General features: G+C 51.1%; 22 protein-coding genes and 1 other annotated feature. Of the genes, 11 read left to right on the top strand and 11 right to left on the bottom strand.

Going from position 1 to position 20,507, the window contains the following annotated elements:
• Positions 1–68: 68 nt before the first annotated feature.
• Positions 69–947: an NAD(+) kinase gene (gene nadK, locus OGX92_RS07000; RefSeq protein ID WP_003826406.1), complete on the bottom strand. Its 879-nt coding sequence runs from the start codon at positions 945–947 to the stop codon at positions 69–71.
• Between the two features lie 122 nt (positions 948–1,069).
• Between nadK and grpE the strand changes: the two genes are divergently transcribed.
• Positions 1,070–1,663, top strand: a complete 594-nt coding sequence (gene grpE / locus OGX92_RS06995) for a nucleotide exchange factor GrpE (RefSeq protein WP_003826408.1) — start codon at positions 1,070–1,072, stop codon at positions 1,661–1,663.
• 49 nt (positions 1,664–1,712) lie between these two features.
• Here grpE and OGX92_RS06990 read toward each other — a convergent pair whose 3' ends face one another.
• Complete coding sequence (locus OGX92_RS06990) at positions 1,713–3,002, bottom strand: HlyC/CorC family transporter (protein ID WP_003826409.1); 1,290 nt, start codon at positions 3,000–3,002, stop codon at positions 1,713–1,715.
• Positions 3,003–3,020: 18 nt separating this feature from the next.
• Positions 3,021–3,812, bottom strand: a complete 792-nt coding sequence (locus OGX92_RS06985; protein ID WP_003031224.1) for a cytochrome C assembly family protein — start codon at positions 3,810–3,812, stop codon at positions 3,021–3,023.
• A 165-nt stretch (positions 3,813–3,977) separates the two neighbouring features.
• Between OGX92_RS06985 and ffh the strand changes: the two genes are divergently transcribed.
• The 5 genes from ffh (at position 3,978) to rplS (ending at position 7,603) form a co-directional block, all read left to right on the top strand.
• Entirely contained in the window at positions 3,978–5,339 is a 1,362-nt protein-coding gene (gene ffh / locus OGX92_RS06980) for a signal recognition particle protein (RefSeq protein WP_003031226.1), read from the top strand.
• Positions 5,340–5,588: 249 nt separating this feature from the next.
• The gene (gene rpsP / locus OGX92_RS06975) at positions 5,589–5,837 is read left to right on the top strand and encodes a 30S ribosomal protein S16 (protein ID WP_003031228.1); all 249 of its coding nucleotides are present in this window, start codon (positions 5,589–5,591) and stop codon (positions 5,835–5,837) included.
• Between the two features lie 18 nt (positions 5,838–5,855).
• Entirely contained in the window at positions 5,856–6,404 is a 549-nt protein-coding gene (rimM, locus tag OGX92_RS06970; protein ID WP_003031230.1) for a ribosome maturation factor RimM, read from the top strand.
• A 44-nt stretch (positions 6,405–6,448) separates the two neighbouring features.
• Positions 6,449–7,216 (top strand): tRNA (guanosine(37)-N1)-methyltransferase TrmD, encoded by a 768-nt coding sequence (gene trmD / locus OGX92_RS06965; protein ID WP_003826417.1) that lies wholly within the window; start codon positions 6,449–6,451, stop codon positions 7,214–7,216.
• Between the two features lie 39 nt (positions 7,217–7,255).
• Entirely contained in the window at positions 7,256–7,603 is a 348-nt protein-coding gene (gene rplS, locus OGX92_RS06960; RefSeq protein ID WP_002914145.1) for a 50S ribosomal protein L19, read from the top strand.
• 131 nt (positions 7,604–7,734) lie between these two features.
• Here rplS and OGX92_RS06955 read toward each other — a convergent pair whose 3' ends face one another.
• The 4 genes from OGX92_RS06955 to OGX92_RS06940 form a co-directional block, all read right to left on the bottom strand.
• Positions 7,735–8,217, bottom strand: coding sequence for an OmpA family protein (locus OGX92_RS06955; protein ID WP_003826447.1), 483 nt, complete (start codon positions 8,215–8,217; stop codon positions 7,735–7,737).
• Positions 8,218–8,229: 12 nt separating this feature from the next.
• Complete coding sequence (gene dgcN, locus OGX92_RS06950) at positions 8,230–9,456, bottom strand: diguanylate cyclase DgcN/YfiN (protein ID WP_003826449.1); 1,227 nt, start codon at positions 9,454–9,456, stop codon at positions 8,230–8,232.
• Positions 9,449–9,967 carry a regulatory sequestration protein YfiR gene (gene yfiR, locus OGX92_RS06945; protein ID WP_003826451.1) on the bottom strand — a complete coding sequence of 173 codons (519 nt, stop codon included), beginning with the start codon at positions 9,965–9,967 and terminating at the stop codon, positions 9,449–9,451. The genes dgcN and yfiR overlap by 8 nt, the downstream gene beginning before the upstream one ends.
• A gap of 158 nt (positions 9,968–10,125) precedes the next feature.
• Positions 10,126–10,500, bottom strand: a complete 375-nt coding sequence (locus tag OGX92_RS06940; protein WP_200921270.1) for a DUF2799 domain-containing protein — start codon at positions 10,498–10,500, stop codon at positions 10,126–10,128.
• 215 nt (positions 10,501–10,715) lie between these two features.
• Here OGX92_RS06940 and aroF point away from each other — a divergent pair, with 215 nt between their 5' ends.
• Positions 10,716–11,786, top strand: coding sequence for a 3-deoxy-7-phosphoheptulonate synthase AroF (gene aroF, locus OGX92_RS06935; protein WP_003031241.1), 1,071 nt, complete (start codon positions 10,716–10,718; stop codon positions 11,784–11,786).
• 10 nt (positions 11,787–11,796) lie between these two features.
• Entirely contained in the window at positions 11,797–12,918 is a 1,122-nt protein-coding gene (tyrA, locus tag OGX92_RS06930; RefSeq protein ID WP_003826456.1) for a bifunctional chorismate mutase/prephenate dehydrogenase, read from the top strand.
• A 96-nt stretch (positions 12,919–13,014) separates the two neighbouring features.
• Here tyrA and pheA read toward each other — a convergent pair whose 3' ends face one another.
• The 4 genes from pheA to bamD form a co-directional block, all read right to left on the bottom strand.
• Positions 13,015–14,175: a bifunctional chorismate mutase/prephenate dehydratase gene (gene pheA / locus OGX92_RS06925; RefSeq protein ID WP_149335750.1), complete on the bottom strand. Its 1,161-nt coding sequence runs from the start codon at positions 14,173–14,175 to the stop codon at positions 13,015–13,017.
• Positions 14,176–14,197: 22 nt separating this feature from the next.
• Positions 14,198–14,323: a sequence feature (Phe leader region), on the bottom strand.
• Positions 14,275–14,322 (bottom strand): pheA operon leader peptide PheL, encoded by a 48-nt coding sequence (pheL, locus tag OGX92_RS06920; RefSeq protein ID WP_100250063.1) that lies wholly within the window; start codon positions 14,320–14,322, stop codon positions 14,275–14,277. Its footprint overlaps the feature before it by 48 nt.
• A gap of 102 nt (positions 14,324–14,425) precedes the next feature.
• Positions 14,426–14,764 carry a ribosome-associated translation inhibitor RaiA gene (gene raiA / locus OGX92_RS06915; protein WP_003031244.1) on the bottom strand — a complete coding sequence of 113 codons (339 nt, stop codon included), beginning with the start codon at positions 14,762–14,764 and terminating at the stop codon, positions 14,426–14,428.
• 269 nt (positions 14,765–15,033) lie between these two features.
• A complete protein-coding gene (gene bamD / locus OGX92_RS06910) occupies positions 15,034–15,771 on the bottom strand; it encodes an outer membrane protein assembly factor BamD (RefSeq protein WP_286586370.1) in 738 nt (245 codons plus the stop codon).
• A 131-nt stretch (positions 15,772–15,902) separates the two neighbouring features.
• Here bamD and rluD point away from each other — a divergent pair, with 131 nt between their 5' ends.
• From rluD to clpB, 3 genes are all read left to right on the top strand, one after another.
• A complete protein-coding gene (rluD, locus tag OGX92_RS06905) occupies positions 15,903–16,883 on the top strand; it encodes a 23S rRNA pseudouridine(1911/1915/1917) synthase RluD (RefSeq protein WP_003826464.1) in 981 nt (326 codons plus the stop codon).
• Entirely contained in the window at positions 16,880–17,611 is a 732-nt protein-coding gene (gene yfiH / locus OGX92_RS06900; RefSeq protein ID WP_286586369.1) for a purine nucleoside phosphorylase YfiH, read from the top strand. The genes rluD and yfiH overlap by 4 nt, the downstream gene beginning before the upstream one ends.
• Before the next feature lie 129 nt (positions 17,612–17,740).
• Positions 17,741–20,314, top strand: a complete 2,574-nt coding sequence (gene clpB, locus OGX92_RS06895) for an ATP-dependent chaperone ClpB (protein ID WP_003826468.1) — start codon at positions 17,741–17,743, stop codon at positions 20,312–20,314.
• Positions 20,315–20,507: the final 193 nt, after the last annotated feature.

The following is a 20,507-nucleotide window of genomic DNA, read 5'->3' as shown; positions in this document are numbered from 1 at the left end:
AAAAACCATAACTGTAATTACATACAGTATAAACTGGTTTTTTATACAGTAAAGAGGTTGGCGTTAAATTAGAATAATTTTTTTGACCAGCCTAGTTTAGTGCTTAATGTGTTGAAATAGCTGTAATCTTTTGGGTGTATCAGGTTTAGATGATAATCACAGCGGCGAATTAATACGTCTTCACCTTCCTGTATAGGCAGGGCGATCTGGCTGTCGCAACTGATTTCCAGATCGTTACGGCGATGAGAGAAGCGCAGGCGAATGGTGCTGCTACTGTTGATCACCAGCGGTCGCGCGGAAAGCGTATGCGGGAACATCGGGACCAGCGTAATAGCATCCAGCGAAGGCGTCAGGATCGGACCTCCGGCAGAGAGCGAGTAGGCGGTAGAGCCGGTCGGTGTGGAAATAATCAAGCCGTCCGAGCGCTGGGAGAAGGCAAAAATTTCATCGATATAGACTTCAAATTCAATCATGTGCGCCACTTTTCCGGGGTGCAACACAACTTCATTGATCGCCGTGCTAATACGCTTCTGGCAATCCTGTTGGCACACCTGGGCTTCAAGTAAAAAGCGCTTTTCGCTGATGTAGTGGCCTTCCAGCACGTCAGCTAACTGTTGGTGGGCATTGTCTGGGTCAAGGTCGGTCAGAAAACCGAGATTACCGCGGTTAATGCCAATAACCTTGATGTCATAACGTGCAAGGGTGCGTGCGGCGCCCAGCATATTGCCGTCGCCGCCGACTACCACGGCGAGGTCTGCCTGCTGGCCAATCTCAGCGAGCGTACCGGTTTTCACATTTTTCAGCTGCAGCTCGTGGGCGATTTGTTGCTCAACGATAACCTCATAACCTTTGGCGCACAGCCAACGGTAGAGCATTTCATGTGTGGTCAGTGCAGTGGGGTGACGTGGATGCCCCACAATGCCAATACACTTGAAATGTTTGTTCATTTTCTCGAGGTCCTTGTAACGAAGATTAGTGACAATGTGAGTACTTCCCTTGAATCCCTGAATCTGATCCCCATAATAAGCCAAGTTAGCGAGATGAATGCGAAAAAAACGCGGAGAAATTCATGAGTAGTAAAGAACAGAAAACGCCTGAGGGGCAAGCCCCGGAAGAAATTATCATGGATCAGCACGAAGAAGTTGAGGCGGTTGAACCAGACGCTTCTGCTGAGCAGGTGGATCCGCGCGATGAAAAAATTGCGAATCTGGAAGCTCAGCTTGCTGAAGCCGAAACGCGCGAGCGCGACAGCGTGTTGCGTATCAAAGCGGAAATGGAAAACCTGCGTCGTCGTACCGAACTGGACGTAGAAAAAGCGCATAAGTTTGCACTGGAAAAATTCGTCAACGAACTGCTGCCGGTGCTGGATAGCCTGGACCGTGCGCTGGAAGTTGCGGACAAAGACAATGACGCTATGGCGGCTATGGTCGAAGGTATTGAGCTGACCCGTAAGTCAATGCTGGATGTTGTGGCGAAGTTTGGCGTACAGGTGGTTGCGGATATCGACGTGCCGATGGACCCGAACGTGCACCAGGCGATTGCAATGGTAGAGTCTGACGACGTTGCTGCCGGTAATGTGCTGATGGTTATGCAGAAAGGCTATACCCTGAACGGACGTACCATCCGTGCGGCGATGGTCTCTGTGGCGAAAGCCAAAGGTTAATCAGCCTCAGACCGGGTAATGCTGATGCGCTACCCGGTCTGGATTACTCTCACTGGTCCGATACGCTTTCCCGCAGCGGTTTGACGGGCAACACCTGCACCTGTTTAATCATATTGTCCTGCACGTCGAGAATATCGATATCGTACTGCCCAATACGCACACGTGTGCCAGCAATCGGGATCTCCTCCAGCGCTTCAAGAATAATACCGTTCACAGTACGAGCATCATCTTCCGGCAGGTGCCAGTTAAACGCCTTATTGATTTCACGAACGTTGGCGCTACCGTCAATGATCACCGAACCGTCATTCTGCGGCGTGACTTCTTCGGCAAGCGTCGGTGACATTGAGGTCGTGAAGTCACCAACAATCTCTTCCAGGATATCCTCGACCGTAACCAGTCCCTGAATATCGCCATATTCATTGACGACCAGGCCCACTTTCTTCTTATTGCGCTGAAATTTAATGAGCTGGGTGCTGAGCGGTGTGCCTTCCGGAACGTAATAAATTTCGTCGGCGGCGCGTAACATGGTCTCTTTGGTGAACTCTTTTTTCTCGGCCATCAATCGCCAGGCTTCACGTACGCGTAGCATGCTGATGGCGTCGTCGAGCGAGTCGCGATACAGCACAATACGACCGTGCGGAGAGTGCGAAAGCTGACGCACGATTGATTTCCAGTCATCGTTAATATCAATGCCGATGATTTCATTACGCGGGATCATGATGTCATCGACGCTGACTTTTTCCAGATCCAGCACTGACAGCAGCATATCCTGGTTACGGCGTGAGATTTGCGAGCGCGATTCATTCACCAGCGTTCGCAGTTCATCTTTACTCAGCGAACCGCTCACTACGATATCCGTTTTGATGCCCATCATGCGCATCAGCAGCCGCGTGATGGTGTTGAGTAGCCATACTAACGGCATCATCAGAATCTGCAGCGGAGCCAGCAGGACGCTGCTCGGATAGGCGACTTTTTCCGGATATAGCGCGGCAATCGTCTTTGGCAGCACTTCGGCAAAAACCAGCACCACAAACGTCAGTACCCCAGTGGCAATGGCGACGCCCGCATCGCCATACAGGCGCATACCGACAATGGTGCCGAGCGCGGAGGCCAGAATATTCACCAGATTATTACCGATGAGCACCAGGCTTATCAGGCGATCCGGCTTACGAAGTAACTTTTCAACGCGTTTCGCCTGTCGATTTCCCTGCTTGGCCCGATGACGTAGACGATAGCGATTCAGGGTCATCATTCCGGTTTCAGAACCGGAAAAATAGGCGGAAATGACCACCATGATGAGGAGCGTGACAATGAGCGTGGTGGTGGAGATGTGTTCCACGTAGGATTCCTTAAAGATTTAACTCACGAACTGCTGCAGGATGCGACTGCCGAAATAGGCCAGCGTCAGAATGCCTGCGCCTGCGACGTTAAACCATACGACGCGACGTCCGCGCCAACCTTCATGGTAATGCCCCCACAACAGAACGATATAGACAAACCATGCCACGATAGAGAGAACGGCTTTATCAATGTTCTCGGTACTGAACAGGTTATGCATGTAAAACAGGCCAGTGCACAGGGTGAGCGTCAGCAGAACCACGCCAATTTGGGTGATATGAAACATTTTCCGCTCAATACTCATCAGTGGCGGCATCTCATTGCTGAAGGCCAGTTTCTTGTTTTTCAGCTGGTAGTCAATCCACGCAAGCTGTAGCGCATAGAGTGCGGCGATAATCAGCGTGGCGTAAGCGAACAGCGATAGCCCGATGTGAATCATCATGCCCGGCGTAGCTTCGAGATGAGTGATGAACTCGTTAGGCATAAACGTGGCGAAGGCCAGGTTTATCAGCGCAAAGGCGTAGACAATAGGCAGCAATAACCAGCCACGATTGCGGGACGCGACGATGGTCATTACCGTACAGATCATCAGGCTTACCAGCGAGCCGACGTTCAACAGACTCAGGTTTTGTCCGCTTTCGCCGCCGGGTAGGATACGCGCTTCCAGGGCAATAGCATGGCTTACCAGCGCAACGACCGCAGAAAGAATAGCCATACGCCGCCAGCCGCTGTTTTTTTGCAGCAGTGCGGGAATAATCAGCGCGAGGCTGACTGAGTAGGCGACAAGGGCGAGCAGAGCAAAAACGGGCATATAGGTGTCGACAGTTGGCCAGTGATAAAGAAAAGCAGTATAGCGTTACGTGACCGCTGCTCCAACCGTTGCATAACAACAAAGGCGGCTTCATGTTATACTGCGACAAATTTCTGTTGATGTGTCGCTGTCGCGACCGACCGTTTCCACCCCAGGCGAGAGACAATGTTTGATAATTTAACCGATCGTTTGTCGCGCACGCTGCGCAATATCAGTGGCCGTGGACGCCTTACTGAAGACAACGTTAAAGAGACGCTGCGCGAAGTGCGCATGGCGCTGCTGGAGGCTGACGTAGCGCTGCCGGTAGTGCGTGAGTTTATCAATCGCGTAAAAGAGAAAGCGGTTGGTCATGAAGTTAACAAAAGCCTGACGCCGGGTCAGGAGTTCGTCAAGATTGTCCGTAACGAACTGGTTGCGGCAATGGGCGAAGAAAACCAGACCCTGAATCTGGCTGCACAGCCGCCAGCCGTGGTGCTGATGGCGGGCCTGCAGGGTGCGGGTAAAACGACCAGCGTCGGTAAGCTGGGTAAATTCCTGCGCGAGAAGCATAAGAAGAAAGTGCTGGTGGTCTCCGCGGACGTTTATCGCCCGGCGGCGATTAAACAGCTGGAAACGCTGGCCGAGCAGGTCGGTGTGGACTTTTTCCCGTCGGATGTCGGCCAGAAGCCGGTCGATATCGTTAACGCCGCGCTGAAAGAAGCCAAACTCAAATTCTACGACGTGCTGCTGGTGGATACCGCCGGTCGTCTGCACGTTGACGAAGCGATGATGGACGAAATCAAACAGGTCCACGCTTCTATCAAACCGGTAGAAACGCTGTTTGTGGTCGACGCCATGACCGGTCAGGATGCCGCGAATACCGCAAAAGCCTTTAACGAAGCGCTGCCGTTAACCGGCGTAGTGCTGACAAAAGTTGATGGTGATGCCCGTGGCGGTGCGGCGCTCTCTATTCGTCATATTACCGGTAAGCCGATTAAATTCCTCGGCGTCGGCGAGAAAACCGAAGCACTGGAGCCGTTCCATCCGGACAGGATTGCTTCGCGCATTCTCGGCATGGGCGACGTGCTGTCGCTGATCGAAGATATCGAAAGCAAGGTTGACCGCGCGCAGGCAGAAAAATTAGCCAGCAAGCTGAAAAAAGGCGATGGCTTCGATCTCAACGATTTCCTTGAACAGCTCAACCAGATGAAAAACATGGGCGGTATGGCAAGCCTGATGGGCAAGCTGCCGGGCATGGGTCAGATCCCTGACAATGTGAAATCGCAGATGGACGATAAAGTGCTGGTGCGTATGGAAGCCATCATCAACTCGATGACGATGAAAGAACGCGCTAAACCGGAAATTATCAAAGGTTCCCGTAAACGCCGTATCGCTGCCGGTTGCGGTATGCAGGTTCAGGACGTAAACCGCCTTCTGAAACAGTTCGACGACATGCAGCGCATGATGAAGAAAATGAAGAAGGGTGGAATGGCGAAGATGATGCGTGGTATGAAGGGGATGATGCCGCCTGGATTCCCAGGCCGCTAATCGGCCTGGCTTGTTTGCCATTTCGGCACCGGGGTGTGCTCGCCATCCTCACGTACTGCGTGTACGCTCCGGTGGCTGCGCGCACGCCGGCACCGAACTGACGGCACCGCCAACGGCCTTTTATAGCAGAGTTATCAACTGCTGATTGCATTTTCCCCAGAAATCAGTAAAATTTTCGGGCTTTTAATATGACACCCGGGCTCCGTTCCTCGATGGGGCCTGGGTGTTTTATTCACACAAGAGGATGTTATGGTTACTATTCGTTTAGCTCGTCACGGCGCTAAAAAGCGTCCGTTCTACCAGGTTGTTGTTACCGACAGCCGTAATGCACGCAACGGTCGCTTCATCGAGCGCGTTGGCTTCTTTAACCCAATCGCTAGCGAAAAAGAAGAAGGCACTCGCCTGGATCTGGATCGCATCGCTCACTGGGTTGGCCAGGGCGCGACTATTTCTGATCGCGTAGCTACGCTGATCAAAGCAGCAAACAAAGCAGCTTAATCTGTCACGGTGGTCATGATGAGCAAGCAACTCGCCGCACAGGCTCCTGTGGAACCCATCGTTTTGGGGAAAATGGGGTCTTCTTACGGTATCCGTGGTTGGCTCAGAGTGTTTTCTTCCACTGAAGACGCCGAAAGCATTTTTGACTATCAGCCCTGGTTTATCCAGAAGGCGGGTCAGTGGCAGCAAGTACAGCTGGAAAGCTGGAAGCACCACAATCAGGATCTGATCATCAAGCTGAAAGGCGTTGACGATCGTGATTCGGCGAATCTACTGACTAATTGCGAAATTGTCGTGGATTCCTCGCAGTTGCCAGCGCTGGAAGATGGTTCCTACTACTGGAAAGACCTTATGGGCTGCCAGGTAGTGACTACTGAAGGCTACGATCTCGGTAAAGTCGTCGATATGATGGAAACCGGTTCGAATGACGTCATCGTCATCAAGGCAAACCTGAAAGATGCGTTTGGTATCAAGGAACGTCTTGTGCCGTTCCTCGATGGGCAGGTTATCAAGAAAGTCGATCTCGCTACTCGTACTATCGAAGTAGATTGGGATCCTGGTTTTTAAACCACCGGATAAACGGTAAAAGTCGGCGTTATGGGGATTGGCTTGTGTTTATAGGTATCGTTAGCCTGTTTCCAGAAATGTTCCGCGCAATTACCGATTACGGGGTAACTGGCCGGGCAGTAAAAAATGGCCTGCTGAACATCCAGAGCTGGAGTCCTCGTGACTTTACTCATGACCGGCACCGTACCGTGGACGATCGTCCTTACGGCGGCGGACCGGGGATGTTAATGATGGTGCAACCTTTACGGGACGCCATTCATGCAGCAAAAGCTGCGGCTGGTGAAGGCGCAAAGGTGATTTATCTGTCACCTCAGGGACGCAAGCTTGATCAAGCGGGCGTTAGCGAACTGGCCACGAATCAAAAGCTGATTCTGGTATGTGGTCGCTATGAAGGAATAGATGAGCGCGTGATTCAAACCGAAATTGACGAAGAATGGTCAATCGGCGATTACGTACTCAGCGGTGGTGAGTTACCGGCAATGACGCTGATCGACTCCGTTTCTCGGTTTATTCCGGGAGTTCTGGGTCATGAAGCTTCGGCAATCGAAGATTCTTTTGCTGATGGGTTGCTGGATTGCCCGCACTATACCCGACCTGAAGTGTTAGAGCAGATGGAAGTACCGGCAGTGTTACTGTCGGGGAACCACGCTGAGATACGTCGCTGGCGTTTGAAGCAGTCGCTGGGCCGGACCTGGCTTAGAAGACCTGAACTTCTGGAAAACCTGGCTCTGACTGAAGAGCAAGCAAGGTTGCTGGCGGAGTTCAAAACGGAACACGCACAACAGCAACATAAACATGATGGGCAGGCGTAAGCCCCCAATATCAGTTTACCCAGGATAAGAGATTAAATTATGAGCAACATTATTAAGCAACTTGAACAAGAACAGATGAAGCAGGACGTACCTTCCTTCCGTCCGGGTGATACCGTGGAAGTGAAAGTATGGGTTGTTGAAGGTTCCAAAAAACGTCTGCAGGCATTCGAGGGCGTGGTTATCGCTATTCGTAACCGCGGTCTGCACTCTGCATTCACTGTTCGTAAAATTTCCAACGGCGAAGGCGTTGAGCGTGTCTTCCAGACTCACTCTCCGGTAGTTGACAGCATTGCTGTTAAACGTCGTGGTGCTGTTCGTAAAGCTAAACTGTACTACCTGCGTGAGCGCACTGGTAAGTCTGCTCGTATCAAAGAGCGTCTTAACTAAGATTCGCGCAAGCGACATCCTGTTAGAAAAGGGCTGGCCGAAAGGCTGGCCCTTTTTTTATCCCGACGTTTACTCTTTTGTTCTTTATGGCAATGGAAGGACTGCGCGGCGCGCAGCCAGTTGGGGGATGATTATGGTGTCGTGATCACGACCGCCACGCGGCGGTTTTCAGCGCGACCTTTTGATGTCTGGTTGCTCGCAATGGGATATTTCTTCCCGAGTCCCTGAGTAGTCAGATTGGTGCGGGGAATATTAGCGCCCTGCGCCCAGGCATCGGCAACGACATTAGCGCGTTTGAGTGACAGAGCTTCGTTGTAGCTGTCTTCGCCGTAGTTATCAGTATGACCATCCAGGCGAGCATGATTCAGCCCGGTAGCTGCTAGTTTGGATGCCATTTCCTTGATCTGTTTTTCACTTTCAGGACGGAGTTTATAGTCATTTTTGTCAAACAGGATGGTATCAGACAGGCCGAGAGACCAGTCTCCTGATGCTTCAGTAAATCCGTATGATTTCATGGCTGCAATTTGCTCCGGGGTAAATTTCCCCTGAGGTGCCTGACAGCCAGCCAGAATCAGTAAAAGCAGAAGAAACGGGGATAATAAACGTTTTAGCATGTGTGTAATTCCTTATTTTTTAATAATGCGTTCAGAACGCAAATGTTTAGCCTGATACATATTTTGATCGGCAAGTTCTTGTAATTTTTCGGCAGAGGCATGTTCCCACGTCAGCGCAAACCCAATGCTGAGCGTCATGCTTGCCAGATGACCATTATGCAGGTCAAAAGGTCGGTTAAACTCTTGTGACAGTGCCGCGCAGATCCGCTGAACCTCATATTCAGAATGAACGCTGTACAGCACCATGGCGAACTCATCGCCGCCAAGTCTGTATGGGTAATGGCGACTCCCCCCAAACTCGGATAACCTTTTTGCGACTTCAATCAGGACCCGATCCCCCGCTGCGTGGCCCCAGGTATCATTAATAAATTTAAAATTGTCGCCATCAAGGAATAACAATGCCGAGCTGCTGTGGGCGGCATCATCATTCATTAGGGCATTTATGCTGCTGCGAAATGCTGCGCGATTTGCCAAACCCGTCAGAGGGTCATGTAGTGCAGTACGCAACAGCTGAGCGTTTTTTGCCTGCAGTTTAAGTTGCCACTCCTCCATCTCGTCCAGCAGACTATTAAAGTCCAGGGCAAAGAGATGAAACTCTTCAATGCGTTCCTCTGATACGCGCCGTGAAAAGTTACGGTTGGTACGAACATCATGTACCACCTCGGTAATGTTTTGCAGTGCATCCACAACGCCATTGTGTAAATAGCGAGTGAGCATTAATGCAATTCCGGATGCCAACAGAATGCACCCGGTAAGGACGGCCAGCGACAAATAGATGAAATGACTGATAACGCTATCGCGCGCAGTCAATCGTACTTCGCCGATGACGTTGCCATTATGCAAAATCGGCTGAGTGACCGGTTGTGGGAACAGCCAGTGGCTGATCATCCCGCTGATCTTTTCAGTGGTATCCTGCGCGTTATAGCGCCAGGTGGCGATCACCTTCTGGTTTTTATTACGGACTTCTGCAACGGAAAATTGCCCCTGCTGGCCCAGTGCCGCCAGCGTTTCAGTTGCTGCAACACTATCAGAAAAGACTAATGCAGCTTCGAGCGTACGGGTCATGGTAGCGGCAGTCAGATCCAGATTCTTTTGCGCATACTGTCTTAATGCCAGCACGGAAGAAATGCTGAGCAGCAGCCAGATCAGCATCATGGTTACCAGAACGCTGATTATGCTGATACGCCGTAATGTTCGCTTAAACGTCGGGCGTGCTATGGGAGAATGGCCCTTATCCATGCTTATTATTCCGTGCAAGCATCAATACGTCTGGACTGACCCTTACGCCGCTGCGTGAAAGGGAATCCATATTTACGGAAAATCTCACATCTTCGTCTTTAATTATGAGACAAAAGGCGCTGCCAATAACGCATTCGGGGTTCTGTTCAGCAATTAATAACAATGCCTTAGTCGGATATTTATTCTTTAATTCCACCTGATAAGTAGGGGATTCTTTTCCAAAATAAAAACCGTCACACTGCGAAACTAATATTTCTTGTTCCGTACGGATGATGACGGGAAGATAGGGTAATGCGCCTGCACTGGTATCTTTCAGGACACTGGAAAAACGCGATGAAGAGAAAATACACAGTTTTGGGGGCCCGGAAAGTGCGGGCCAGCGTGTATAACTGACGATGCCGGAAACCATAGCGCGTACCGATTTTGCTTCTTCCGTAACGCTTTGGGCATACAGCGGTAATCCGGTCAGGAGCAGTGCCAGTAGAAGTATGAGTCGGTAAGAATAGCTCATGAATAGTTACCTACCAGCGTTTGCTGTAAAACGTCGAAATACATTCAAGATTGTTTGCAACAAAATAACATTATTTTCCTAAGCCGTCATTATTCCTGGAATAATGCTATTGGTGATTTAAGTTAAATCTTAATGGTTTATAAAATATAACCCATTGTTTAATTTAACCTTATCGAGGCGGCACCCTCGTTTGCCCCTTGCTGCCAGGCGCTGTGTAACTGGTCAACATTTTCGACAGTATCGCAACTGGGCGGAAAAGTTTTCCCGGTCAGGCCTCTGGCATAAACAAAATCCTGCTGGCAGGTTTTGCGTTGTCCTTCAGTGTAACCCTTAAGGTATTCCGTACGATCGACCTCGGGGTCATTGTAGTTGTCGGCAAGCGTTTCATTATCTTTAACGGCATACCCCGAAATGGCATCTTGTATCCCGGCGTCGTACCAGTCGGTACCAGTCCAGGTAGGGGCATGGGTGTAGGGATCTATCTGACATCCGCTAAGAAGTAATAGAAATAAGGTGCTGATGAGTTGCTTCATTGCCTGTGCTCCTTCGTTTTTTTAAGCATAGTGGATCTGAAAATTCGGTTGTGTAAATTTAAATGTACATTTATAAGGGCTGTTTTTGCCTTAAAATAGCACTATGTAAATTAAAATTTACGGATTGTGGATTGAAATCTTTACCTGTTGTGATATCGTTATTTCCTCCTCGCTGAGGATCAACTATCGCAAACGAGCTAAACAGGATCACCATCATGCAAAAAGACGCGCTGAACAACGTACATATTACCGACGAACAGGTTCTGATGACTCCGGAGCAGCTGAAAGCTGAATTTCCGCTGAGCCAGGAGCAAGAGGCGCAAATCGCCCAGTCGCGTAAAACCATCTCAGATATTATCTCTGGTCGCGATCCTCGCCTGCTGGTCGTATGTGGCCCATGCTCCATTCACGATCCTGAAATGGCGATTGAGTATGCTCGTCGATTTAAAGCCCTTGCCGCAGAGGTCAGCGATAGCCTCTACCTGGTGATGCGCGTCTATTTTGAAAAACCCCGTACCACTGTCGGCTGGAAAGGGTTAATTAACGATCCTCATATGGATGGCTCTTTTGATGTTGAAGCAGGTCTGAAAATTGCGCGTCAGCTGCTGCTTGAACTGGTAAATATGGGACTGCCGCTGGCAACTGAAGCGCTGGATCCAAATAGCCCGCAATACCTGGGCGATCTGTTTAGCTGGTCCGCAATCGGTGCCCGTACTACGGAATCGCAGACTCACCGTGAAATGGCTTCCGGTCTTTCGATGCCGGTTGGCTTTAAGAATGGTACCGACGGTAGCCTGGCGACCGCCATTAACGCCATGCGCGCGGCCGCGCAGTCGCACCGCTTTGTCGGTATTAACCAGGCCGGGCAGGTTGCACTGCTGCAAACACAGGGGAATCCGGACGGTCACGTGATCTTGCGCGGAGGTAAAGCGCCGAACTACAGCCCGGCAGATGTCGCCCAGTGCGAAAAAGAGATGGAGCAGGCGGGACTACGACCTTCTCTGATGGTAGATTGCAGTCATGGTAATTCCAATAAAGATTACCGCCGTCAGCCTGCCGTGGCTGAATCCGTGATTGCACAAATCAAAGATGGCAATCGCTCAATCATTGGCTTGATGATTGAAAGTAATATTCACGAAGGCAACCAGTCTTCTGAACAGCCGCGCAGCGAAATGAAATACGGCGTATCCGTAACTGACGCCTGCATTAGCTGGGAAATGACGGATGCGCTGCTGCGTGAAATTAGCCAGGATTTAAACGGTCAGCTGTCGGCGCGTGTAGCATAAGAGGTTGGTTATGGTTGCTGAATTGACCGCATTACGCGATCAAATTGATGAAGTCGACAAGGCGCTGCTGGATTTACTGGCACGCCGCCTGGAGCTGGTTGCCGAAGTTGGTGAAGTAAAAAGCCGCTTTGGGCTGCCGATCTACGTACCGGAACGGGAAGCCTCTATGCTGGCCTCTCGTCGTGCGGAAGCGGAAGCCCTTGGCGTGCCGCCGGACCTGATTGAAGATGTGCTACGCCGCGTTATGCGTGAGTCCTACTCCAGTGAGAACGACAAAGGGTTTAAAACGCTTTGTCCTTCTCTGCGGCCGGTGGTGATTGTCGGCGGCGGCGGTCAGATGGGGCGTCTGTTCGAAAAAATGCTCACCCTGTCAGGTTACCAGGTGCGGATCCTGGAACAGCAGGACTGGGATCGCGCGCCGGAGATCGTCTCTGATGCCGGCATGGTGATCGTCAGCGTGCCGATCCACGTCACCGAGCAGGTGATCGCCAAACTACCGCGTCTGCCGTCTGACTGCATCCTGGTGGATCTGGCTTCAGTGAAAAATGGCCCTTTGCAGGCGATGCTGGCTGCACATGATGGCCCGGTGGTGGGGTTACACCCAATGTTTGGTCCGGACAGCGGCAGTCTGGCCAAGCAGGTCGTAGTTTGGTGTGACGGACGTCAGCCGGAAGCTTATCAGTGGTTTCTGGAACAGATTCAGGTATGGGGTGCGCGACTGCATCGGATCAGCGCTGTTGAACATGACCAGAACATGGCGTTTATTCAGGCACTGCGTCACTTTGCGACCTTTGCTTACGGTCTGCATTTAGCGGAAGAGAACGTTCAACTGGAGCAGCTGCTGGCGCTCTCTTCGCCGATTTACCGCCTTGAACTGGCAATGGTTGGCCGTCTGTTTGCCCAGGATCCGCAGCTCTATGCCGATATTATTATGTCGTCTGAGAGCAACCTTGCGCTGATTAAACGCTACTACCAACGTTTTGGCGAGGCGATCGGTTTGCTGGAGCAGGGCGATAAGCAAGCGTTTATCGACAGCTTCCGTAAGGTGGAGCACTGGTTTGGCGATTATGCGAAACGCTTCCAGAGTGAAAGCCGTACTTTGTTACGTCAGGCGAATGACAGCCGTCCTTAATTAAGATGCCGGATGGCGGCTTCGCCTTATCCGGCCTTCAAAAATCGTATGAATCGTAGGCCGGATAAGCGTAGCGCCATCCGGCATTGTCAAACGTTAACTCGGATCGACTGGCACCACGTTCTCACTTGGATAGCATCCCAGTACTTTCATCGAACGCGTAATCTCACCCAGCTCTTTCAATGCTTTTTGCATCTGGGGCGATTCTAGGTTGGCCTGGATATCAAGATAAAACATCTCTTCCCACGGATTGCCGTGAATCGGGCGTGACTCCAGTTTAGTCATAATCAGATTATGGTTACGCAGTACCAGCAGCGCCTCAACCAGCGCACCGGCCTGTTGTCCTGTTGCCATCAGCAGCGTGGTTTTTGCCGGAACCTGGTCGGATACATTGATTGCTTTACGTGCCAGCACCACGAAACGGGTGATGTTTTGCGACTGGTTAGCCTCAATATGTTCGAGAACCTGCAATCCATACAGTACGCCTCCGGCTTCGCTCCCCAGGGCCGCCACGCGCGGTGAGTTAGCCTGCGCAACTTTTTCCATCGCCGCAGAGGTGCTTTCGGTGTACTCAATCTTCCAGTGCGGGTAGCGATTCAGAAACTTGCTGCACTGCTGGAACGGCTGCGGATGACTATATACCGTTTCAATGGTCTCAAGATCCGTTGTGCCAGACACCAGTACACAGTGGTCTATTGTAATGGTCATCTCGCCAACGATAGCCAGGCTGGTGTGCTGCAGCAGGTCGTAAACGTCGTTAATCCCACCGGAGCTGGTGTTTTCAATCGGAACTACAGCATAGTCAGCCTGTCCGGTTTCGACCTGATTAAAGATATCGGCAAATTTTGCGCAGCCGCTTTCAATAAATTGTTCAAAATGGCGGGCAGCGTACTGACGTGCTGCGAGGTGAGAATATGACCCTTTTGGCCCAAGGAAGGCCACGCGCGCGGAGTGTGGGTTAATTTTGTTCAGGTGCTGCTGGAGCAGTGCCTGTTGAGTCAGGACGGAGTCTTCGATGATGAGCTGGAACAGGCGAGTAATGTAGTGAGCATCAAGATGATGTGCTTTGCCAAGCTGAATGAGTCGGTCCAAAAGGTCACGTTCACGGTCGATATCACGAACCGGACGATGCGAAAGCAGTTTGGCTTTACCAACTTCTACGGCCAGTCCACGTCGCTCAGCCAGCAGGGCCAGTAATTTTTCATCCAGCGTGCTGATCTTATCGCGCAGCGCCAGCAATGGGTTTTCCGATGTCATAGTGTTGCCTTTCTTGTTATCAATAAAAAAGGCCCCCCGTTGTGGGAGGCCTTATTGTTCGTCTTCGCATTCTTTATCACACGACGAAACGCCTCCCATTCAGGGGAAGGTAAAAAAGAATGCGAAGAAGAACGGGACAAGTTTCATGTAATTTTCCTTTGGCTACGTCAGTAAAGTACCCGTACTGTTTTCACCCTGTCAACAAAAAACGCGCCCGAAGGCGCGTTGGCGATACACTCAATGTAAGGGACTACTCTTCTTCTGCTTCGACGAAGTTGGCGTCTTTGACTGAAGTTGTTGCACGACGGGCTTCGCCTTTGTGCTGCACTTTATTGAGCTGCCGTTCCAGCTTGTTGATCAAATCGTTAATTGCGGTGTACATATCCTCGTGTTTTGCGCTGGCGACCAGATGTCCGTTCGGTGTATTGATGGTGGCATCAGCAATGAAACCCTGTGGCTCCTTAGACAGAATGATATGTGGATTAATCAGATGAGTTTGCCATTTTTCTAGTTTGGCGAGACGGTCTGCGACATGCTGGCGAATTGCCGGAGTAATTTCCATTTGTTTACTGGTAATGTTCATTGTCATAAATTTTACCTCTTGTCTTTCCCGTCTTGGTGATTCCAGCATACCGTTCCCAATGTCAAAATGTGTGATCTAAATCACATTATTTTGTCGCTTTTTGTCAAGAAAACCTTTTTGTGAGGCACCGCAGGAACAGGCGATTTTTTACTTGAGGAATACCTGAAAGCAGGCCATATTTGATGGGATGCGTTGGAGCTAAACCGCTTCAGTTGTGGCGTTAACGGATAAAAAAACGGCAGCCCTTGGGCTGCCGTTTTGCATTCTGAGGCAAATCAGGTATTGCTGCTGTTGGCGGCAATGATTTTCGCGACTTTTTCAGCCTGCGCATTCATCTGCATCTGGCGATAAGCGTTTTCCATCAACAGCAGGGCATTACGTGTTGCCTGGGTATCCGGGTAGTCGCGCAGCATGCCTTCCACACGGTTTACCACGGCAACCCATGCGCCGCGGGCAGTGTAGTATTCCGCAACGGAGTATTCATACTTCGCCAGCCGGTCTTTCAGGAACACCAGACGTTTGGTGGCGTCAGTGGTGTACTGGCTATTCGGATACCCACGCACCAGTTTGGAAAAGTCATTAAACGCAGCTCGGGCATGTTGTGGATCGCGATCGCTGCGATCAACACCAAAGAATCCTTGCAGTGCGCTATCATCCAACGCCATATTGGTCAGGCCACGCATATACATGACATAATCAATGTTAGGGTGTGTCGGGTTAAGACGGATAAAACGATCGATAGCAGCCTGAGCAAGTGGCAGATCGGCGTTTTTGTAGTAGGCGTAGATGAGATCTAATTGCACCTGCTGAGAATACGGTCCAAATGGATAACGGTTATCCAACGCTTCCAATTGCGTTATTGCCTGTTTCCAGTTACCGTCCTGCAGCTTTTGCTGAGCAGTCGCGTAGATTTCATTTGGCGGATTATCGGGCACCTCTTCCTTTGAACCAGAGCAACCCGCCAAAAACAGGCTCAACGTGGCTGCTGCCACCAGATATTTCATGCGCGTCATGACGTTTTGACTTTCCTCAAAATGTAATACGGGAGATTCTCTGTTCCTGCTCCCGGTTAAGACCAGCTACAATAGCACACTATATTAAACGGCAAAGCCGTAAAACCCAACGTTAAACGAAGAAGCAGTTTATGGCACAACGAGTAGAACTCACCGCAACAGTCTCCGAAAATCAGCTCGGTCAACGCTTAGATCAGGCTTTGGCCGAATTGTTCCCTGATTATTCGCGATCGCGCATAAAAGAATGGATCCTCGACCAGCGCGTACTGGTAAATGACCAACTTTGCGATAAACCGAAAGAAAAAGTGTTGGGTGGAGAGCGTGTCTCCATCAACGCAGAAATTGATGAAGAGGTTCGTTTTGAACCTCAGGATATCCCACTGGATATCGTTTATGAAGATGACGACATTCTTGTCATCAACAAACCCCGTGACCTTGTAGTGCATCCGGGCGCCGGGAATCCCGATGGCACGGTATTGAATGCGTTACTGCATTACTACCCGCCAATCGCGGATGTTCCTCGTGCTGGTATCGTGCACCGTCTGGATAAAGACACGACCGGATTAATGGTGGTGGCAAAAACGGTTCCGGCGCAAACACGTTTGGTGGAGTCGTTGCAGCTGCGCGAAATTACCCGTGAGTACGAAGCCGTGGCGATTGGTCACATGACTGCTGGCGGAACCGTTGAGGAACCGATTAGCCGTCACCCGACCAAGCGTACGCACATGGCCGTACACCCAATGGGGAAACCGGCGGTAACGCACTATCGCATTATGGAACACTTCCGTGTGCACACGCGTCTGCGGTTGCGTCTGGAAACCGGACGTACGCACCAGATCCGCGTGCACATGGCACATATCACTCATCCTCTGGTGGGCGATCAGGTCTACGGTGGCCGTCCACGTCCACCGAAAGGCGCTTCTGACGAATTTATCTCCGTACTGCGTAAGTTCGACCGTCAGGCGCTGCATGCGACCATGCTGCGTTTGTATCACCCGATTTCCGGTATCGAAATGGAATGGCATGCGCCGATTCCACAAGATATGGTGCAATTGATTGAAGTGATGCGCGCTGATTTCGAAGAACACAAGGATGATATTGCCTGGCTATGAGTAAGCTAATTGTCCCGCAGTGGCCGATACCGCAAGGTGTCGCGGCGTGTAGTTCTACCCGTATTGGCGGAGTCAGTATGCCGCCTTACGATTCGCTGAATCTGGGCGCCCATTGCGGCGATAACACGGAGCATGTTGAAGAGAACCGCAAACGACTGTTTGCTGCGGGCAATCTGCCGTCAAAGCCGGTCTGGCTGGAGCAGGTCCACGGTAAGGATGTCCTGAAACTGACCGGCGAGCCTTACGCCTCCAAACGTGCAGATGCGTCGTACAGCAACACGCCGGGCACCGTGTGTGCGGTGATGACCGCTGATTGTTTGCCGGTGTTGTTTTGCAATCGTGCCGGAACGGAAGTTGCTGCTGCCCATGCGGGTTGGCGCGGATTATGCGCCGGCGTGCTGGAAGAGACGGTGGCGTGTTTTGCCGACAAACCTGAAAACATTATTGCCTGGCTAGGCCCGGCGATAGGTCCAAACGCGTTTGAAGTTGGACCAGAAGTCCGCGAGGCGTTCATGACGAAAGATCCGCAAGCGGACCTTGCATTTGTGCCGCGCGGCGACAAGTATCTGGCGGATATCTACCAGCTTGCCCGTCAGCGCCTGGCCAATGTCGGCGTGGAGAATCTCTACGGTGGCGACCGTTGCACCTTCAGCGAAAGTGAGACGTTCTTCTCTTATCGTCGTGACAATACCACGGGTCGTATGGCAAGTTTTATTTGGCTGATATAACCTAAAGAATCAAGACGATCCGGTACGTGTAATATTCTTTTCACATAATTCAGGTCATTCACCTTGAATAATTGAGGGATGACCTCATTTAATCTCCAGTAGCAATTTTGACCTGTTATGGGAGGAGTTATGCGTCTGGATCGTCTTACTAATAAATTCCAGCTTGCTCTTGCCGATGCCCAGTCACTCGCATTGGGGCACGACAATCAATTTATCGAACCACTTCATCTAATGAGCGCCTTGCTGAATCAGGAAGGGGGATCGGTACGTCCTTTATTAACGTCTGCTGGCATTAATGCTGGCCAGTTACGTACAGCCATTGACCAGGCGTTGAGCCGTTTGCCACAGGTAGAAGGTACCGGCGGCGATGTGCAGCCTTCTCAGGAACTGGTGCGTGTACTGAATCTTTGCGACAAGCTGGCGCAAAAACGTGGGGACAACTTTATTTCGTCAGAACTGTTCGTTCTGGCGGCGCTTGAGTCACGCGGTACGCTGACCGATTTATTAAAATCAGCAGGCGCGACGACCGCCAATATCACTCAGGCAATTGAACAAATGCGTGGAGGTGAAAGCGTGAATGACCAGGGGGCTGAAGACCAACGTCAGGCCTTGAAAAAATATACCGTCGATCTGACCGAACGTGCCGAACAGGGCAAACTCGATCCGGTCATCGGCCGTGATGAAGAAATTCGCCGTACCATTCAGGTGCTGCAACGTCGTACTAAAAATAACCCGGTGTTAATCGGTGAACCCGGTGTCGGTAAAACCGCCATCGTTGAAGGGCTGGCCCAACGCATCATCAATGGTGAAGTGCCGGAAGGCTTAAAAGGCCGTCGTGTACTGGCGCTGGATATGGGCGCGCTGGTGGCTGGGGCCAAATATCGTGGTGAGTTTGAAGAACGCTTAAAAGGTGTGCTGAACGATCTCTCGAAACAGGAAGGCAACGTCATTCTGTTTATCGACGAATTGCATACCATGGTTGGGGCGGGTAAAGCCGATGGCGCAATGGACGCCGGGAACATGCTGAAACCTGCGTTGGCCCGTGGGGAGCTGCACTGCGTAGGCGCAACAACGCTTGATGAATATCGCCAGTACATCGAAAAAGATGCGGCGCTGGAACGTCGTTTCCAGAAAGTGTTTGTGGCTGAACCTTCAGTGGAAGACACCATCGCAATCTTGCGTGGCCTGAAAGAACGTTATGAACTGCACCATCATGTGCAGATTACTGACCCGGCGATTGTTGCGGCAGCTACGCTGTCTCACCGCTATATTGCCGATCGTCAGTTGCCGGATAAAGCTATCGATCTTATTGACGAAGCGGCATCCAGCATTCGTATGCAGATTGACTCCAAGCCGGAGGAACTCGACAGACTCGACCGCCGTATTATCCAGCTCAAACTGGAACAGCAGGCATTAATGAAAGAGTCTGATGAGGCAAGTAAAAAACGTCTCGATATGCTCAACGAAGAGCTGGACGACAAAGAACGCCAGTATTCTGAGTTAGAGGAAGAGTGGAAAGCTGAAAAAGCTTCCCTCTCGGGAACGCAAACTATCAAGGCTGAGCTGGAGCAGGCAAAAATCGCCATCGAACAGGCGCGCCGCGTTGGCGACCTGGCGCGGATGTCTGAACTGCAGTACGGCAAAATTCCTGAACTGGAAAAACAGCTGGAAGCAGCTACCCAGTCTGAAGGCAAAACCATGCGTCTGCTGCGTAATAAAGTCACGGATGCAGAAATTGCTGAGGTGCTGGCGCGCTGGACCGGGATCCCAGTTGCTCGCATGCTGGAAGGCGAACGGGAAAAACTATTGCGTATGGAGCAGGAGCTGCACAGCCGCGTAATTGGTCAGAACGAAGCGGTGGAAGCCGTTTCTAACGCCATCCGTCGTAGCCGTGCGGGCTTGTCCGATCCGAATCGTCCGATTGGTTCATTCCTGTTCCTTGGTCCAACCGGTGTCGGTAAAACCGAACTGTGCAAAGCGCTGGCAAACTTTATGTTCGACAGTGACGATGCAATGGTGCGTATCGATATGTCCGAGTTTATGGAGAAACACTCCGTGTCTCGTTTGGTCGGGGCACCTCCGGGATATGTCGGTTATGAAGAAGGTGGTTACCTGACGGAAGCAGTACGTCGTCGTCCTTACTCTGTCATCTTGTTGGATGAAGTGGAGAAGGCGCATCCGGATGTGTTCAACATTCTGCTGCAGGTGCTTGATGATGGTCGTCTGACTGACGGACAGGGGAGAACGGTCGACTTCCGTAATACGGTTGTCATTATGACCTCAAACCTGGGTTCCGATCTGATCCAGGAACGCTTCGGTGAGCTGGATTACGGCCATATGAAAGATATGGTGCTGGGCGTTGTGAGCAATAACTTCCGCCCGGAATTCATCAACCGTATAGATGAGGTTGTTGTGTTCCACCCGCTGGGTGAGCAGCATATTGCTTCTATTGCTCAGATCCAGTTGCAGCGTCTGTACAAACGTCTGGAAGAGCGTGGCTATGAAATCCATATTTCTGACGAGGCGCTTAAACTGCTGAGCGCGAATGGTTACGATCCGGTGTATGGCGCGCGTCCATTGAAACGTGCTATCCAGCAGCAGATCGAAAACCCGCTGGCGCAGCAAATTCTGTCTGGTGAACTGATTCCGGGCAAAACGATTCGTCTGGAAGTGAATGACGATCGCATAGTGGCAGTGCAGTAAGTCACAAAACAACAATAAACGGGCCCTGCGGGGCTCGTTTTTGTTTAAAATCCAGGCGGAAATGGACGTATTGATTGAAAAGTAATCGCTTGATAGGTTTTTTATATTTTTAACTTGTCAGCCTGAAATAACTCCCTATAATGCGCCTCCACTGACACGGAACAACGGATTACAAGCCGCCGGGTCAGCGGGG

The sequence above is a fragment of the Citrobacter sp. Cpo089 genome (assembly GCF_030332695.1).
GTDB classification, from domain to species: Bacteria; Pseudomonadota; Gammaproteobacteria; order Enterobacterales; family Enterobacteriaceae; genus Citrobacter; species Citrobacter portucalensis.
Note: the sequence above shows the minus strand (reverse complement) of the source record. Positions and strands in the feature narration are given on the sequence as shown.

Coding starts and splice junctions, on each gene's coding strand:
- nadK (WP_003826406.1), bottom strand. CDS start 947: ATGAACAAACATTTCAAGTGTATTGGCATTGTGGGGCATCCACGTCAC.
- grpE (WP_003826408.1), top strand. CDS start 1,070: ATGAGTAGTAAAGAACAGAAAACGCCTGAGGGGCAAGCCCCGGAAGAA.
- OGX92_RS06985 (WP_003031224.1), bottom strand. CDS start 3,812: ATGCCCGTTTTTGCTCTGCTCGCCCTTGTCGCCTACTCAGTCAGCCTC.
- ffh (WP_003031226.1), top strand. CDS start 3,978: ATGTTTGATAATTTAACCGATCGTTTGTCGCGCACGCTGCGCAATATC.
- rpsP (WP_003031228.1), top strand. CDS start 5,589: ATGGTTACTATTCGTTTAGCTCGTCACGGCGCTAAAAAGCGTCCGTTC.
- rimM (WP_003031230.1), top strand. CDS start 5,856: ATGAGCAAGCAACTCGCCGCACAGGCTCCTGTGGAACCCATCGTTTTG.
- rplS (WP_002914145.1), top strand. CDS start 7,256: ATGAGCAACATTATTAAGCAACTTGAACAAGAACAGATGAAGCAGGAC.
- OGX92_RS06955 (WP_003826447.1), bottom strand. CDS start 8,217: ATGCTAAAACGTTTATTATCCCCGTTTCTTCTGCTTTTACTGATTCTG.
- dgcN (WP_003826449.1), bottom strand. CDS start 9,456: ATGGATAAGGGCCATTCTCCCATAGCACGCCCGACGTTTAAGCGAACA.
- yfiR (WP_003826451.1), bottom strand. CDS start 9,967: ATGAGCTATTCTTACCGACTCATACTTCTACTGGCACTGCTCCTGACC.
- OGX92_RS06940 (WP_200921270.1), bottom strand. CDS start 10,500: ATGAAGCAACTCATCAGCACCTTATTTCTATTACTTCTTAGCGGATGT.
- aroF (WP_003031241.1), top strand. CDS start 10,716: ATGCAAAAAGACGCGCTGAACAACGTACATATTACCGACGAACAGGTT.
- tyrA (WP_003826456.1), top strand. CDS start 11,797: ATGGTTGCTGAATTGACCGCATTACGCGATCAAATTGATGAAGTCGAC.
- pheA (WP_149335750.1), bottom strand. CDS start 14,175: ATGACATCGGAAAACCCATTGCTGGCGCTGCGCGATAAGATCAGCACG.
- raiA (WP_003031244.1), bottom strand. CDS start 14,764: ATGACAATGAACATTACCAGTAAACAAATGGAAATTACTCCGGCAATT.
- bamD (WP_286586370.1), bottom strand. CDS start 15,771: ATGACGCGCATGAAATATCTGGTGGCAGCAGCCACGTTGAGCCTGTTT.
- rluD (WP_003826464.1), top strand. CDS start 15,903: ATGGCACAACGAGTAGAACTCACCGCAACAGTCTCCGAAAATCAGCTC.
- yfiH (WP_286586369.1), top strand. CDS start 16,880: ATGAGTAAGCTAATTGTCCCGCAGTGGCCGATACCGCAAGGTGTCGCG.
- clpB (WP_003826468.1), top strand. CDS start 17,741: ATGCGTCTGGATCGTCTTACTAATAAATTCCAGCTTGCTCTTGCCGAT.